Below are 15,043 nucleotides of genomic sequence, written 5' to 3'. Positions count from 1 at the left end.
CCATCGGCGCTCGACGGCGTCCCGGCACTCATGCCCGGATCAGCCTGTGCCGCAGCACGACTCGTACTCGCGCCCGGGGAAATCACGGTGTCGTCACTCTCGGCGATCGGTCGTCTCCCTTTGTCGCTGGTCAATGTTCCTCCTCAGGAGGCGCTGGCGAGAGCGCGCAGGGGTGAGGTCAGGGGTTCGACGGGGAGGATGCGACCGTCGGCGCTGAGCATGCCGAGGCGGTCGAGCCAGGCGGCGAATTCCGGGGCGGGCGTGAGGCCCAGGACTTTTCGGGCGTAGAGGGCATCGTGGTAGGCCAGGCTCTGGTAGCCGAGCATGACGTCGTCCGCGCCGGGGACCGCGATGACGAAGGCGCAGCCCGCCGCGCCCAACAGGGTGAGCAGGGTGTCCATATCGTCCTGGTCGGCTTCGGCGTGGTTGGTGTAGCAGACGTCGACGCCCATGGGCAGGCCCAGGAGTTTGCCGCAGAAGTGGTCTTCGAGCCCGGCGCGGATGATTTGCTTTCCGTCGTACAGGTATTCGGGTCCGATGAATCCGACGACGGTGTTGACGAGCAGCGGGTCGAGGTCGCGGGCCACCGCGTAGGCGCGCGTCTCCAGGGTCTGCTGATCGACCGGTTTGCCACCGGCCCCGAGATGCGCTCCGGCCGAAAGTGCGGAACCCTGGCCGGTTTCCAGATACATGACGTTATCGCCCACGGTGCCGCGCCGCAGTGACCGTCCGGCCTCGTTCGCCTCGCGCAGCAGCGAGATATCCACGCCGAAGCCGGAATTCGCGCCCTCGGTGCCTGCGATGGATTGGAACACCAGGTCCACCGGCGCACCCGCCTCGATCAGCCCGACGGTGGTGGTGACATGCGACAGCACACACGACTGCGTCGGAATGTCGAACCGCTGCCGCACCTCGTCGAGCAGGTACAGCAGATCGGCCGTGGCCTTGGGTGAATCGGTGGCCGGATTGATCCCGATCACCGCGTCACCGCAGCCCAGCAGCAGCCCGTCCAGTACCGCCGCGGCGATGCCGCGCGGATCATCGGTGGGGTGATTGGGTTGCAGCCGTGTCGCCAGGGTGCCGGGCAGTCCGATGGTGGTCCGGAATCCGGCGGTCACCTCGGTGGCCTTGGCGACCGCGATGAGATCCTGATTCCGCATGAGTTTGCTGACCGCGGCCACCATCTCCGGCGTCAGTCCCCGAGAGACGGCGGCAAGCGTCACCGCCGCCTCGGGCGTGGCCACCACCGCGAGCAGCCAATCGCGCAGTCCGCCCACGGTGAGATGTGAAACAGCCTGGAAGGCAACCCGATCGTGGGTGTCGAAGATCAGCCGGGTGACCTCGTCGGTCTCGTACGGCACCACCGCCTCGTCCAGGAACACGGTGAGCGGCAGATCTGCCAGCACCCATTGCGCCGCGGCCCGCTCGGCATCGGACGCCGCCGCGCATCCGGCGAGCTCATCGCCACTGCGTTTGGGGGTGGCTTTGGCGAGCACCTCGATCAAGCCGTCGAAGGTGTAGTTCGCGCCGCCGATTCGCTGGTGGTACAGGCCCATTCCGCTCATCCTCCGGACCCATGTTGCTGTGCTGTAACCACCGCTTTCCCGGGGGATTAATGCGCGTTACTTGTGCACACCGGTCACACGCGTTTGACCTCGGGATACCATGGCACCGACGCCCCGGCGGGACGTCGGTTCGAACGGTGACGCGCGCGAGAACGGACTCCTGCACATGACTTTGGGCACCTACCGGCCACCCTGGCTCGATGCCGTCGACCCGGTCGACGAGCTCCGGGTGCTGCGCTCGTGGTGGGGCAGGTCGCACCGGGTCCGACGGGCCGCGAGTGCGTATCAGCGTTTGCTGGCGGTGGCCCCGGCCTCCATCGCCTACGCCTTCACCCTGTTCGTCACCTGGTGGACGCTGCGCGGGGCCAGCGATATGGTCGGCCGCCGCCTGATCCTGTCGGCGTCGACGAATCTGCGCAATATGCAGCGTGATCCGATTCAGGTGCTGCTGGCCTCCGCCTTCTGGACCGACGGCGGTTTCCCGTGGGGCGATATCCTCATCCTGCTGACCGTGATGGCCCTGGCCGAACGCTGGCTGGGCTCACTGCGCTGGATTCTGGTGGTCGGCATCGGCCATGTCGGCGCGACAGTCATTACCGTGCTGGGCATTTCGCACCGCGTGGACCAGAACCTGATCCCGATCCGGGTGACGGTGGCGTCGGATGTGGGCCCGAGCTACGGGATTTCGGCCATGCTGGCGGTGATGGCGTATCGGTTGAAGGGCCCGTCACGACTGATCTGGGCTGCGGGACTGCTGATCTGGTACGGCTACGGCGTCTGGCACGGTCACACCTTCACCGATTACGGCCATTTCTTCGCGCTCATCATCGGTTTCGTGATCGGCGGGCTCGCGGTGGTCTCGTCCCGGCGACTGCTGGCCTGGCGCAAATCGGCGGCCCGTTCCGGCCCGACGGCCGAAAGAGCCGCCGCGCCTTCGGATCCCGCGCCCTCAGACTCCGACGACGGGATCGATCCCGCTGCGGTTCCGCTGGAAGAACCCGACGACCGGCTCGACCACTCGGGCCGCGATCGGCCCCAGAATCGCCATCAGTAGTACATAGGCCGAGGCCAGCGCGGCCAGCCGATGGTCAGCGCCACCCTTGGAAACCGCAAGTCCGGCAATGACAATCGAGAACTCGCCGCGCGCCACCAGCGCCGCGCCCGCGCGCGCCCGGCCCATCCGCCGAATTCCCTGTCGCCGTGCCGCCCACCAGCCGGTGCCGATCTTGGTCAGCGAGGTGATCACCGCCAGCGCGATGGCCCAGCCGAGCACCGGCGGTATGGCCGTGGGATCGGTACTGAGTCCGAAGGCCACGAAGAATATGGCCGCGAACAGATCTCGCAGCGGTTCCAGCAGCTTGGCCGCTTCCTGCGCGGTGGATCCGGAGATGGCGATACCGAGCAGGAACGCGCCCACCGCCGCGGAGACATTCAATTCCGAGGCCACGCCCGCCACCAGCAGCGCCGCGCCCAGCAGTTTGAGAAGGAAGATCTCATTGTCATTGCTGTCCACCACGGCCGAGACATAGCGGCCGTAGCGCAACGCCACCACCAGCACCACGGTGATGGCCAGCAGTGCGATGCCCAATGAGGTCAGCCCGTTCCAGAAGCTCACCCCCACCAGCACCATGGTCAGGATCGGCAGGTACACCGCCATGGCCAGATCCTCGAACACCAGGATGGACAGGATCACCGGCGTCTCGCGGTTACCCAGGCGGCCCAGGTCGTTGAGCACCTTGGCGACGATTCCGGAGGACGAGATATAGGTGACCCCGGCCATGGTCACCGCGCCGACCGGCCCCCACCCCAGAAACAGCGCCACCAGTGCGCCCGGGGTCGCGTTGGCGACGATATCGAGCACGCCGGCGAGCCAGCCGAGCCGCAGCCCGGTCACCAATTCGGCTGCGGTGTACTCCAATCCGAGCAGCAGGAGCAGCAGCACCACGCCGATCTCACCGGCCAGGTGGCTGAATTCGGTGGCGGCGCGCATATGCACCACCCCGCCCTCACCGAAGGCGAGGCCACCCAGCAGATACAGCGGAATCGGGGACATGCCGAACCGGGCGGCGAACCGCCCCAGCATGCCGAGCGCGAACAAGATCGCGCCGAGTTCGATGAGAGCTAGGGCGGCGAAATCCACCGGCTCAGCCGTCGGCCAGGATGCGCGCGGCCGCGTCCAACCCGTGCGGTGTGCCGACCACGACCAGCAGATCGCCGGCGTCGAGTACGAAATCCGGTCCGGGCGAGGGGTGTAACTGCCCGGCGCGCATTACCGCCACGATCGAGGCCTTGGTGCGGGTGCGCATACCGGTCTCGCCGAGCATGCGGGTGCGATAGGGCGAATTGCTGCCGATGGGCAGCTGCCGGGTGGTGATCCCGGGCAGATCGCGATGGTCTTCCTTGAGTTTTTCCACCAGCTGCGGCGCGCCGAGCAGATTGGCCAGCACGGCGGCCTCGTCGGTGGTGAGCGGCACCTGCGCGAGGCAGGCATCCGGATCGTCGCGCTGGGAGACGATCAGGTCGATGGCGCCGTCTCGATGCGCCACCACCCCGATCCGGCGCCCAGAGCGCACCTCGAAATCCTTCCGCACACCGATACCGGGCAGCGCTGTCACATCGACGTTCACCCGTCCAGATTAGGACAGGGTGGCCGCCAACCGGTGGACCAGCTCAGCTCGCGGCGAGCGGCGCGTACTGACCATCCGGTTCTGGCTGGTAGGAGGTGATTTCCACGACCGCGGCGATCGGCAGCGGACCGTACAGATGCGGGAAGCGCATGGATTCCGGATCGGTCGGCACACCGGGTTCCCACTTCACGGGCGCGCCCAGACGTTCGGGATCCAGGCGCAGCAGCACCATATCGGTGCGCCCGGCGAAGAGCCGATTGGCGGGCAAATGCACCTGATACGGCTCGGACAGATGAATGAATCCGACCTCGGCGAGCGAGGGCGCGCGGTACTCCCCCGTCGCGACGGCGGCCTCCCATTCGGCACGGGCGCAGATGTGCAGCAGCGTCTTCGGTGTCGTCTGATCTCCCACGGAAATCAACCTAGTCGCTCATATACGGCGTTCGTTCCCACCCGCGCCCGCCGGGGACAGGGGCGGTGCGGGTGGGAACCGTATGGCGCGCGGGCCCGGAATCAATAAGGCGCGGGCCGGGCCACGTGCACCGATACGTCATTGACGCCGACGGGGGTGGGCGCGAACCTGCCCACCGCGCGAGCGCCGACCGCCGCGTCCGAGGTCCAGACGCTGACACAGGGCGCGCCGGGCGGGCGCAGCGCGAGTTCGAACGCCTCACCCGCTTCGGCGACCCGCACCACCGGCAGTACCGGGCCGAGCGTCTGCTGGGTCAGCACCGCCATGGTCGGATCGACATCGCCGAGCACGGTCGGTTCGAAGCTGTGCCCGATGGCGGTGCCGCCGCAGTGCAGTGTCGCGCCCTTGAGGAGTGCGTCGCGCACCTGTTCGCGGACCAGGTCGATATGTTTGGCCGAGGTCATCACCCCGACGGCGGTGTCATCGTCGAGTACCGGTCCGAACGCGGCGGTCTCGTCCACGAGTTTGACGAGAAAGGCGTCGTAGACCGCACTTTCGACATAGACGCGCTCGATGGCGTTGGGATTTTGCCCGTTATTTGCCAACCCGCCGAGCGCGATACTCGCGGCCGCTTTATCCAGATCGGCGTCGGCGAGCACCACCGCCGTGGATTTGCCGCCCAGATCCAGACAGCACGGGATCAATCGGGCAGCGGCACGCAGCGCCACCACCTTTCCGGTTTCGGCGCTGCCGGTGAATCGGATGTAATCCACCTGGTCGAGCACCGCCGGTCCGGCCTCATGTCCGGCGACGACGTCGAAAACCGCTGGGGCGCCGATACTTGCCCAGCCCGCCGCGACCGCCCGCATGGTGAGCGGAGTCTGTGAAGAGGGTTTGACAACGACGGCCGCCCCGGCGACCAAGGCGGGCAGGGCGTCGAACATGGCCAGCGCCAACGGATATGTCCACGGGCCGATCACCCCGACCACCGAACACGCGTGGTGGGCGACCGCCAATTGCATGGCCGCGCCGGGGCGCATGGCTGCCTGCGGTAATTTGCCGCCGAGGAAATCGGCGGCATTGGTGCGGTAGTGGTCCAGGGCCTCGATGGTGAGCGCCAGCTCGGCCTCGGTCTCGGTCTCGGGTTTGCCGGTCTCCAGGCTCAATAGCGTGACCAGCCCGGATCGGTTCTCCTGCAACCAGTTCCGGAACCGGTACAGCCAGTGGATGCGGCCGACCACGCCTAGCGAGCGCCACAGCACGCTGTTGTCGCGCAGCCGTTCGACGGCATCGCGGACCTGTTCGGGGGTGTGGGCGGGAACGGTGTCGATCACTCTGCCGTCGGCGGGGGCGATCACGATGAGCATCGGCGGGCCGACCTTTCCGGCAGACGGCACCTCTGAATATGCGGAAAGCGCAGTGCGCATGAATCTCACCGTATGGGTGAGGTTTTCGAGCGACCAGCTGGCAATGGGCCAGGAATCGACGAATATAGGCCGCACCCAGGCAACTTACCGGCCGGTAACGGCCCGGGGACGCCGAAAGTTTGCGAGTATGCCTGAGTGACGGAAGAGTTGGCGCAACTGCGGTCCATCACCAGCACCGCCCTGCTGGCCGACTTCGCCCTGGGTCGCGGACTTACCATCCGGTCGGTATTACACGAATCCGGTATCAGGGAAACGGATCTGCGCGATCCGTCCACCGAAATCACGCTGGCACAGGAATTCTCGATCCTGCGCAATGTGGTCACCGGTATCGAGGACGAACCCGGTCTGGGTCTGCTGGCCGGTCTGCTCTGCCATCCGCCCTCCATGGGGGTGCTCGGCTTCGCGCTCATGAGCGCCGCGAATCTACGCGGGGCCATGGATATCGCACTGCGCTACGCCGATCTGTCCTTCACCGCCGCGCACCATTACATCGAGGACAACGGCGCCGAAGTACGAGTGGTCCGCGATGACAGCGCACTACCCAAGGACATCCGCCGCTTCTGCCTGGAGCGGGACCTCGCCGCCATCGCCACCATTCAGCAGGATCTGCTCCCCATGCGACTCCCCGCCGTCCGGGTGGAATTGGATGTCGCGGCCCATCCCATCTACGAGATGTTCGGCGCGGTCTTCGGCGTCGAGGAGGTGGCTTTCTCGATGTCCCAGTCCCGCATCAGCTTTCAGACCACCACCCTGCAAACCCCACTGCCGCAGGCGAATATGTCCACCGCCCGCTTCTACGAACAGCAGTGCGCCGATCTGATGGAGAGCAGGCACAGTCGCACCGGGCTCAGCGGCCGGGTGCGCCAGCTGCTCATCCGGCACGGCGGCTCCGCCGATCAGGCGCGCATCGCCGCGGATCTGGATGTCAGCGTGCGCACGCTGCGCCGGCGCCTGTCCGAGGAGGGCACCACCTTCCGCGAACTGAGCACCGAGACGGTCGGCCTGCTCGCCGAGGAACTGCTCATCGCCGGGCTCACCGTCGAACAGGCCGCCGAACGATTGGGCTATTCCAGCGTATCGGCGTTCGCCTCGGCCTTCCGCACCTGGAAGGGCCAGTCACCCGGACATTTCGGCCGGTTGCACCGCGGCCGCACCTCGGTACGCTCCTGAGTTCGGCCCGCCGGGTCGTGGGCGGGATCACCTCGATCTGGTAGACCGTCGGGTACGTGACCATCCGTACCCGACCGTTCGAGGAATCATGAACCCGTCCGTGATCATGTCCGCCCGCGATATCGAGTTCCTGCTCTACGACTGGCTGGATGTGGAGTCCCTCACCGGGCGCGAACGCTTCGCCGATCACTCCCGCGACACCTTCGATCAGGTGCTGCGGCTGTGCCAGGATCTGGCGGGCACCTACTTCGCCCCGCACAATCGCGAGAGCGATCTGCACGAGCCGGAGTTCGACGGCGACAAGGTGCACATCATCCCCGCCGTCGGCCAGGCCGTGAAAGCCTTCGCCGATGCCGGAATGATCGGCGCGGCAATGGATTACGAGATCGGCGGCATGCAGCTGCCGCATGTGGTCTACACCGCGTGCATGGCCTGGTTCCACGCCGCCAACGCGGGCACCGCCGCCTATCCGATGCTCACCACCGGAAACGCGAATCTACTTGCCACACACGGCAGTCCGGAACAGATCGACCGATTCGTGCGCCCCATGCTGGACGGCCGCAATCTCGGCACCATGGCGCTGTCCGAGCCGCACGCCGGATCCAGCCTGGCCGACATCACCACCCGCGCCATCCCGCAGGACGACGGCTCGTACCGGATCTTCGGCCGCAAGATGTGGATTTCGGGTGGGGACCACGAACTTTCGGAGAATATCGTCCATCTGGTGCTGGCCCGGATTCCCGGCGCGCCCGAGGGCACGCGCGGCATCTCACTGTTCATTGTGCCCAAATTCCTTGCGGACGAACAGGATCGGCCGACCGTCCGCAATGACGTGGTGCTGGCGGGCATCAATCACAAGATGGGCTGGCGCGGCACGGTCAATACCGCCCCGGTGTTCGGTGACGGCAATTTCACCCCGGGCGGGCAGCCGGGTGCGATCGGCTATCTGGTGGGCCAGCCCAATCACGGTCTGGCGCAGATGTTCACGATGATGAACGAGGCCCGCATCAGCGTCGGCCTGGCCGCCACCGCACTGGGTTACACCGGCTATCTCAAATCCCTCGACTACGCCCGCAATCGCCCGCAGGGCCGTCCCCTGGGCGCGAAGGGCGGCCCGCAGGTGCCGATCGTCGACCATCCGGATGTGCGCCGCATGCTGCTGGCGCAGAAGTCGTACGTGGAAGGCGCACTGGCCCTTGCCCTCTACTGCGGCAAGCTGGTCGACGAACAGCACACCGCCGAGACCGAGGCCGAGCGCACCGCCGCCGGGACGCTGCTGCGCATTCTCACCCCCATCGCCAAGAGCTGGCCGAGCCAGTGGTGCCTGACCGCCAACGATCTGGCCATCCAGGTGCACGGCGGTGCGGGCTACACCCGCGACTACGACGTGGAACAGCACTACCGCGACAATCGCCTCAACCCCATCCACGAAGGCACGCACGGCATCCAGAGCATGGATCTGCTCGGCCGCCAGGTCACCCTCGACAACGGTGCGGCGCTGACCGCCCTGCTCACCCGCATGGCCGCCACCGTCACGGCGGCACGCGCCACCGATGACGCGGAGCTGATCGGCTTCGCCGACGCCCTCGAGGCCGCCGCCGGGCGACTCGCCGCCACGACGGCGGGTCTGTGGCGCGACGGCGACGCCGAGACCGCGCTGGCCAACTCCGCCGTCTACCTCGAGGCGTTCGGGCATGTGACGCTGGCCTGGATCTGGCTCGAACAGGCGCTGGCCGCCGCGCCACGCGCGGCCCGCGGCGAAGCCTTCGGTCTCGGCAAGCGCACCGCCGCCGGATACTTCTTCCGATGGGAATTGCCGCGCACCACTGCGATGTTCGATCTGCTCGATTCGCGCGACCGCACCACCCTCGCACTCGACCCTTCATGGCTGTGAGCTTGCTAAGTGTGTTCGGAGGGTTATCGAATCGGAGTGTGAGTGTCGGTGCCCCCGGGTAGTCTCCCGATAGACAACTCGATCAGCGTGTACGGAGGGGCGTTTTCCACGGCTCCGCAGGGGATAACCGGGCCTGTTCGCTTTCAGCGAAATCGCAGGTCGTGTTAGGCAAAACACACGGGAAACTCCACGGGAACAAAGACCGCGCCCCGAACGTCTGACAGAGTAGTCATCAACCACTGCTGGGAAGTAGCGGTAGCGAGCTCGCGAAGTGGATCGCGAGCCCCACACCAGGCGATGGGATGTGCGAGCACCCGGAGCCAGGACGGAGGAGTCATGCCAGGAACCCTGACAAGCACCCCACTGACCGCGGTCGATCGTTGTGACCGCTGCGGGGCGGCTGCGCGTGTACGTGCAGTCCTTCCTGCCGGTGGCGAGTTGCTCTTCTGCCAGCATCACGCCAATGAGCACATGGATCGTCTCCGTGAACTCGAAGCCGTGATCGACACGGAGTCGGCACCGGCGCTGTAACAGCTCCTCGTCCTCGGTCCTGGTTCACCAGCCGAGGGGTCCGCTCGAAAATTGAATCTTCCCAACAGAATTACCCCCAACAACGGGCGGCCCCAACGGGTCGCCCGTTGTCCAGTTTCCGGACCCGGACTTGCGAAAAATGAAATTTGCTGTCTCAGGCCGGGATCCACGTCGTCAGGAGCGCGTTCTGTCCACCGTGCACGCCACCTACCTGCCCGATCGGCATATGTTCGCCCTGTGGAGTTGGAGCGCGTCCGCGCCCGGCGCCACGCCCGAGATCGAGGGTGAGCCCGATACCGTCACCCTCGCCGTCCCCGAGGACGGCGGTTTCGCGGTGCGCGAGCTGCCCTGTCTGATGGTCGAGCCCGAGCGGTTCCCGGGACTCGACCTCGCCACGCCCGGTTCCTCGGTGCGGGGCTGGCGCGATGTCTTGAGCGGTGCCGAGCCCGCACTGCCCATCGCCGCGCACGCGGTGCCCAATGCGGGCGGGAACGCCATCGTCACGGCGGACCGCGCGGTGCGGGCACTGCTGGACACCGTCGCGCTCGGCAATGAACTGCGCAGCGGGTTGAAGGCCGAACTGCGGCCGTACCAGGCACGCGGCATCACCTGGCTGCACGAGACCGTTGCCGCGCACGGCGGGGCGGTGCTCGCCGATGAGATGGGTTTGGGCAAGACCGTGCAGGCCATCGGGTTCCTGCTGGGGCGAATGGCGGCCGGACCGCAACTGGTGGTGTGCCCCACCTCGCTGGTCGGCAACTGGGTGCACGAGATCGAGCGATTCGCGCCCGGGCTGGCGGCCGTCGGCTGGCGGGGCGGGGAACCACCGGAGGCCGCGCCGGGGACGGTGGTGGTGACCGGATATCCGACGCTGCGCGGGCACGGGCGGGCGCTCGACGAGAAGCAGTGGACCAGCGTCGTATTCGATGAGGCGCAGGTGCTCAAGAATCCGCGGACCCAGGTGTCCAAGGCGGCGCGGGGTATCAAGGCCGAGGCGCGGGTGGCGCTGACCGGTACGCCCGTGGAGAACAATCTCGACGAGCTGTGGGCGCTACTGAACCTGGTTGTCCCGCACGAGTTCACGCACAAGGCGCAATTCCGGCGGCGATTCGTGCGGCCGATCTCCGAGGGGTCGGCACCGGCGGTGCTGCGACTGCGCGATGCCATCGAACCGGTGGCGCTGGCAAGGCGCAAGGCCGAGGTGGCCGGATCGCTGCCGCCCAAGATCCACACCGACCTGGTCTGCGATCTCACCCGGGAACAGGAGCGGCTCTACGACCAGCTGCTCGATCGGGCCGAGACGGAGGGGTTCGGATCGGGCGGGCAGCGGCACACCCGGCTGCTGTCGGTGCTCACCGAGCTCAAGCAGGTGTGCAATCACCCCGGGTTGATCAATGGGGACCTGGACGAATTGGCCGGGCGCTCGGGCAAATTCGACGTGTGCGCCGATATTCTCGCCGCCAATGTGGCCAATGACGCGCCGACGCTGGTGTTCACCCAGTATCGGCGCACCGGGGAGCTGCTGGTGCGGCATTGCGCCGAGGAGCTGGGCGTGACCGCGCCGTTCTTCCACGGCGGGCTCAACCAGTCGCAGCGCGGGGAGATCGTGGCGAATTTCCAATCCCCGGACGGGCCACCGGTATTGGTGCTGAGCCTGCGGGCGGCGGGCACCGGGCTCACGCTGACCCGGGCGGCCGATGTCATTCACTTCGATCGCTGGTGGAATCCGGCGGTGGAGGCGCAGGCCTCGGATCGCGCGCATCGGATCGGGCAGACGCGCACGGTCACCGTCACCACGCTGACCTCGGGCACCACCATCGAGGAGCACATCGCGGGCATGCACGATCGCAAGTCTGCGCTCACCGATCTCACCGATACGGCCGGAATCGCCGCGCTCGCGCGCCTCGATGACGACCGACTATTCGAACTCCTGCGTCGAAAGCGAGCCAACTGATATGGCCGACAATGACTTCGGATACACCGGCTGGGGTATGGACTGGGTCCGGCTGGCGCAGCCGCTGAAAATGAGCAAACCGGAACCGATGCTGCCGCGCGCCCGCAGTATCGCGGGTAATGGCCTGGTGCACACCGAGATCGAGAACACCATGGTGCGGGCGACGATCCATCGCGGATCCGAGGCGTCTGTCACCTATCTCGAGCTGGTGCCGCTCGCCGCCACGACCATCGCCGCCATCGCGGAGGTGATTCCGGCGGATGCGCTCACCCTGACCGATGAGCATCGAATCGCGCTGGCCGAGCGCGGGATCGGCGTCGCACCGGAATTCGCGCGCATCGACTGCTCCTGCCGGACGCGCACCGAACGGTGCCTGCACTATCTGGCCACCTGTTACGCACTCGCCCGGCAGGTCGACGAAACACCCTGGCTGGCACTGGATCTGCAGGGATTCCGGAGCGGCGGGAGCGTACCGGCCGCACACGGCGGGGAAACCCATGCCGTGCGATGGACGCCGCTCTCCGCGCTGGATCCGGCGGCCTATTTCGAGGTGCCCGCGTAGGGGCGACGGGCGCGGAAGCGGAACATGGACGCGCCGGGTTCGATGTCGATATCGGTGAAGCCGATGCGCGTCAGGCGGCCGGCGAGGGTGTCGGGCGGCACCGGGACGCAGGTGTCGCCCAGGTGGATGAGGCGGAACATGGGGCGGTCCAGGCCGTCGCTACCGGCGAAGACGCCGTCCGGGCGCAGCACCCGGAACGCCTCGGCGAACAGGGCATCCTGCTGCGCCGGGGACGGGACGTGATGCAGCATGGTGAAGCAGACCACCGAGCTGAATTCCCTGTCCGGCAACGGCATAGCGGTGCCGTCACCCTCGATGACGCGCATGCGCTCGGAGTGATGTGAGCGCAATCGGGTGGCCAGCGCCGGATCGATCTCCAAACCGCTCAGCACGGCGGTGCGCTCACGCAGCGTGCGCACATTCGCCCCGTAGCCCGGCCCCACCTCCAGGGCATTGTCACCGAGATCCAGGCGATCCAGCGCCCACGGCACGATTCGAGTGGCACTGGTCTTCTCCCACATCGAGGAGCGGCAGCACAGCTGGTGCAGGACATTCATTCCCATGCGCCTCACGGTAGGCAGCCCTTGCCTCGACCAGAACCGGCTACGGTGACAGATTGTGTCGCCAAACGGCCAACCCCTGGTCTTCCCCGCACCCGCCGGGCCGACCGCCATGGTGTTCGGCGCCGGAACCCTGCCACCCGGACTCTGGTTCGACGAGCACGAACATCCGCAACATCAGATCGCCTGGGCCACACGGGGAGTCATCACCGTCGAGGTGGACGGCGGCCACTGGGTCCTGCCACCCACCCGCGCACTCTGGATTCCAGGCGGCATACGCCACCGCACCGGCACCTACGACGGCGCGATCATGAGCGGCATCTACCTGGATCCGAGCCGCACGCCCGTGGATTTCCCCGCACCAACCATGCTGCGGGTGTCATCGCTACTGCACGAACTCTTCCAACACCTCACCGCGGACGCGACCACCCCGCAGCAACGCGAGCGAGCCGAATCAGTGATCTTCGATCTACTCAACCCCGCCGAGGTCATACCCATCGGCGCGCGCCACCCCGTCGATGTCCGCGCCCAGCGGGTCGCGGCCGCACTGCAAGCCGACCCCGCCGACCCGCGCACCCTCCCCGAATTCGCCGCCGCGGTCGCCGTCAGCCCACGCACCCTGGCCCGCGCCTTCCTCGCCGAAACCGGAATCACCTTCGGCCAGTGGCGAACCCAAATCCGCCTCGCAGCCTCCCTCCCCCTACTCGCCGCCAAAATGCCGATAGCCCGCATCGCCACCCGAGTCGGCTACGCCACCCCCAGCGCCTACATCGCCGCCTTCCACCGCGAAGTCGGCACCTCCCCCGCCCGCTATTTCGCCCGCTGACCACGAACGCACGCTGTCGGTCGCATGCGTTAACGTCTGCGCGGCAAAGTGATACGGGAGGGGCCCACCATGGGGAAAACGTACGAGATCAGCGTCGGTTCGAGGGCGAGCAACCCAGGCGATCGGAACAGCATCGGCGGCCGGCCACTGCTGGACGCCGACCAGCGCTGGCCGATCTGCGGATGTGGGACCCGGATGACCCTGTATTTCCAGGTTCAGGTGCCGTCCGATATTCGGTACTTCGGCGGCGATCAGCTGCTGGTGTTCCAATGCCCGCTGGACAGCGACTGCACCTTCCCCACCGACCGGCAGCTGGCCGCCGGTTTCTGGGATGCGGAATTCGACGGCCGCACCCCGTTCTGGCGAATCCTGCTGCAGAGCAAAGGCATTCCAGCTGAAACAGCTGACCCCATCCTGCGCCCCACCGAACTCACGCTGCGACCGTCAAACGATGAAGACGACGGACGCCCGCTGTACGGCTTCAAGATCGGCGGCGCACCCTACTGGGTTCAGGACCCCGAGTCCTACCGCTGCGCCTGCGGCACCGACCTGGTCTTCCTCGCCCAGGTCCCCGAGGACTTCCCATTCTCCGACTACCTCGCCGACCCGGACGACCAGGACGGCGACGACAACACCTACCCCGCAGCCCTGGACGACGGCCTCCTACTGGGCAACGTCATCTACATCGTGGCCTGCCCATCCCGCTGCAACCCCGCCGCCGCCTGGCCGATCTGCCAGAACTGACACCGCATGTCATCGCAGGTTCGCCCGGCACGCGGGGTCGCGGATTGCCGCGGCGATGCGATAACGTCTGCGCGACAAGGTAATACGGGGAGGGCACGCTGTGGTGCAGACACATGTGGTGAGCGTCGAGACGACGGCTTGTGAGCCGGGCGATCGGAACAGTATCGGCGGGTGGGCGGTGCTGGACGCGGATCAATCGTGGCCGGTATGCGGGTGCGGGAGGCGGATGGCGTTGTACTTCCAGCTTCAGGTACCCGTGGACGTTCCACATTTCGGCGGGGATCAGCTGCTGGTGTTCCAATGTCCCCGGGACAGCGATTGCAGCTACACCGAAAAGCGGAATCTGCCCGCGAACTTCTGGGATGCGGGAGTCGCCGGTAAACCACCGTTCTGGCGAATCCTGGTGCAGAGCAAGGGTGTTGCCCAGCAGGACCCGGACCCGATCTTCCGGCCGACCAGGTTGTCGCTGCGCGAGACCGAGGACAAGTCGGACGGGCGGCCGCTGTACGGATTCAAGATCGGTGGCAGGCCGCACTATCTGCAACGCCCCCGGTCGCTGTTCTGCGCCTGCGGCACCAAACTCGTTTTCCTCGCTCAGGTCGGTGAGGACTTCCCTTTCCGCAAGTACAAGGCGGCCGACGCCGATAACGGGGAATACCCGCGGTCATTGGACGACGGCCTGCTGCTGGGCAATAAGGTCTACATCATGGCCTGCCCCGACCGCTGCGATCCCGCCGCAGCCTGGCCCGAGTGCCAGAACTGATCCGTCAG

General features: G+C 66.9%; 15 protein-coding genes. 9 read left to right on the top strand and 6 right to left on the bottom strand.

Going from position 1 to position 15,043, the window contains the following annotated elements; all coding sequences use genetic code 11:
- Positions 1-143 precede the first annotated feature (143 nt).
- Complete coding sequence (locus tag ACFC4D_RS31635) at positions 144-1,556, bottom strand: ethanolamine ammonia-lyase subunit EutB (RefSeq protein ID WP_376068661.1); 1,413 nt, start codon at positions 1,554-1,556, stop codon at positions 144-146.
- Positions 1,557-1,665: 109 nt separating this feature from the next.
- On the opposite strand from ACFC4D_RS31635, the gene ACFC4D_RS31630 reads away from it, so the two are divergent.
- Entirely contained in the window at positions 1,666-2,619 is a 954-nt protein-coding gene (locus ACFC4D_RS31630) for a rhomboid-like protein (RefSeq protein WP_376068659.1), read from the top strand.
- Here ACFC4D_RS31630 and ACFC4D_RS31625 read toward each other — a convergent pair.
- From ACFC4D_RS31625 to ACFC4D_RS31610, 4 genes are all read right to left on the bottom strand, one after another.
- Positions 2,515-3,705: a cation:proton antiporter gene (locus ACFC4D_RS31625; protein ID WP_375954055.1), complete on the bottom strand. Its 1,191-nt coding sequence runs from the start codon at positions 3,703-3,705 to the stop codon at positions 2,515-2,517. The genes ACFC4D_RS31630 and ACFC4D_RS31625 overlap by 105 nt on opposite strands.
- A 4-nt stretch (positions 3,706-3,709) precedes the next feature.
- Positions 3,710-4,192 carry a cation:proton antiporter regulatory subunit gene (locus ACFC4D_RS31620; RefSeq protein ID WP_364631644.1) on the bottom strand — a complete coding sequence of 161 codons (483 nt, stop codon included), beginning with the start codon at positions 4,190-4,192 and terminating at the stop codon, positions 3,710-3,712.
- 43 nt (positions 4,193-4,235) lie between these two features.
- Positions 4,236-4,604: a DUF952 domain-containing protein gene (locus ACFC4D_RS31615; RefSeq protein WP_376068658.1), complete on the bottom strand. Its 369-nt coding sequence runs from the start codon at positions 4,602-4,604 to the stop codon at positions 4,236-4,238.
- A 101-nt stretch (positions 4,605-4,705) separates the two neighbouring features.
- Positions 4,706-6,031, bottom strand: a complete 1,326-nt coding sequence (locus ACFC4D_RS31610; protein ID WP_375954059.1) for an aldehyde dehydrogenase family protein — start codon at positions 6,029-6,031, stop codon at positions 4,706-4,708.
- Positions 6,032-6,166: 135 nt separating this feature from the next.
- On the opposite strand from ACFC4D_RS31610, the gene ACFC4D_RS31605 reads away from it, so the two are divergent.
- The 5 genes from ACFC4D_RS31605 (at position 6,167) to ACFC4D_RS31585 (ending at position 12,142) form a co-directional block, all read left to right on the top strand.
- A complete protein-coding gene (locus ACFC4D_RS31605) occupies positions 6,167-7,201 on the top strand; it encodes an AraC family transcriptional regulator ligand-binding domain-containing protein (protein WP_375954061.1) in 1,035 nt (344 codons plus the stop codon).
- An 88-nt stretch (positions 7,202-7,289) separates the two neighbouring features.
- Positions 7,290-9,095, top strand: a complete 1,806-nt coding sequence (locus ACFC4D_RS31600; protein ID WP_376068657.1) for an acyl-CoA dehydrogenase — start codon at positions 7,290-7,292, stop codon at positions 9,093-9,095.
- Positions 9,096-9,431: 336 nt separating this feature from the next.
- The gene (locus ACFC4D_RS31595; RefSeq protein ID WP_029903635.1) at positions 9,432-9,626 is read left to right on the top strand and encodes a hypothetical protein; all 195 of its coding nucleotides are present in this window, start codon (positions 9,432-9,434) and stop codon (positions 9,624-9,626) included.
- Positions 9,627-9,852: 226 nt separating this feature from the next.
- Positions 9,853-11,580: a DEAD/DEAH box helicase gene (locus tag ACFC4D_RS31590; RefSeq protein WP_376068705.1), complete on the top strand. Its 1,728-nt coding sequence runs from the start codon at positions 9,853-9,855 to the stop codon at positions 11,578-11,580.
- 1 nt (position 11,581) lies between these two features.
- Positions 11,582-12,142, top strand: coding sequence for a hypothetical protein (locus tag ACFC4D_RS31585; RefSeq protein WP_376068656.1), 561 nt, complete (start codon positions 11,582-11,584; stop codon positions 12,140-12,142).
- On the opposite strand, the gene ACFC4D_RS31580 is transcribed toward ACFC4D_RS31585, so the two are convergent.
- Complete coding sequence (locus tag ACFC4D_RS31580) at positions 12,121-12,705, bottom strand: class I SAM-dependent methyltransferase (RefSeq protein ID WP_376068654.1); 585 nt, start codon at positions 12,703-12,705, stop codon at positions 12,121-12,123. The genes ACFC4D_RS31585 and ACFC4D_RS31580 overlap by 22 nt on opposite strands.
- A 55-nt stretch (positions 12,706-12,760) precedes the next feature.
- On the opposite strand from ACFC4D_RS31580, the gene ACFC4D_RS31575 reads away from it, so the two are divergent.
- The 3 genes from ACFC4D_RS31575 to ACFC4D_RS31565 all read left to right on the top strand — a co-directional run bounded on the left by ACFC4D_RS31575 (position 12,761) and on the right by ACFC4D_RS31565 (position 15,035).
- Entirely contained in the window at positions 12,761-13,528 is a 768-nt protein-coding gene (locus ACFC4D_RS31575) for a helix-turn-helix transcriptional regulator (protein ID WP_376068652.1), read from the top strand.
- 69 nt (positions 13,529-13,597) lie between these two features.
- Positions 13,598-14,272 (top strand): hypothetical protein, encoded by a 675-nt coding sequence (locus tag ACFC4D_RS31570; RefSeq protein ID WP_376068651.1) that lies wholly within the window; start codon positions 13,598-13,600, stop codon positions 14,270-14,272.
- A gap of 256 nt (positions 14,273-14,528) precedes the next feature.
- Complete coding sequence (locus tag ACFC4D_RS31565; RefSeq protein ID WP_376068650.1) at positions 14,529-15,035, top strand: hypothetical protein; 507 nt, start codon at positions 14,529-14,531, stop codon at positions 15,033-15,035.
- Positions 15,036-15,043: the final 8 nt, after the last annotated feature.

Source organism: Nocardia sp. NPDC056000 (assembly GCF_042269265.1).
Taxonomy (GTDB): domain Bacteria; phylum Actinomycetota; class Actinomycetes; order Mycobacteriales; family Mycobacteriaceae; genus Nocardia.
This window is presented reverse-complemented; position numbering and strand designations above follow the sequence as displayed.

Coding starts and splice junctions, on each gene's coding strand:
- ACFC4D_RS31635 (WP_376068661.1), bottom strand. CDS start 1,556: ATGGGCCTGTACCACCAGCGAATCGGCGGCGCGAACTACACCTTCGAC.
- ACFC4D_RS31630 (WP_376068659.1), top strand. CDS start 1,666: ATGGCACCGACGCCCCGGCGGGACGTCGGTTCGAACGGTGACGCGCGC.
- ACFC4D_RS31610 (WP_375954059.1), bottom strand. CDS start 6,031: ATGCGCACTGCGCTTTCCGCATATTCAGAGGTGCCGTCTGCCGGAAAG.
- ACFC4D_RS31600 (WP_376068657.1), top strand. CDS start 7,290: ATGAACCCGTCCGTGATCATGTCCGCCCGCGATATCGAGTTCCTGCTC.
- ACFC4D_RS31595 (WP_029903635.1), top strand. CDS start 9,432: ATGCCAGGAACCCTGACAAGCACCCCACTGACCGCGGTCGATCGTTGT.
- ACFC4D_RS31590 (WP_376068705.1), top strand. CDS start 9,853: ATGTTCGCCCTGTGGAGTTGGAGCGCGTCCGCGCCCGGCGCCACGCCC.
- ACFC4D_RS31585 (WP_376068656.1), top strand. CDS start 11,582: ATGGCCGACAATGACTTCGGATACACCGGCTGGGGTATGGACTGGGTC.
- ACFC4D_RS31580 (WP_376068654.1), bottom strand. CDS start 12,705: ATGGGAATGAATGTCCTGCACCAGCTGTGCTGCCGCTCCTCGATGTGG.
- ACFC4D_RS31570 (WP_376068651.1), top strand. CDS start 13,598: ATGGGGAAAACGTACGAGATCAGCGTCGGTTCGAGGGCGAGCAACCCA.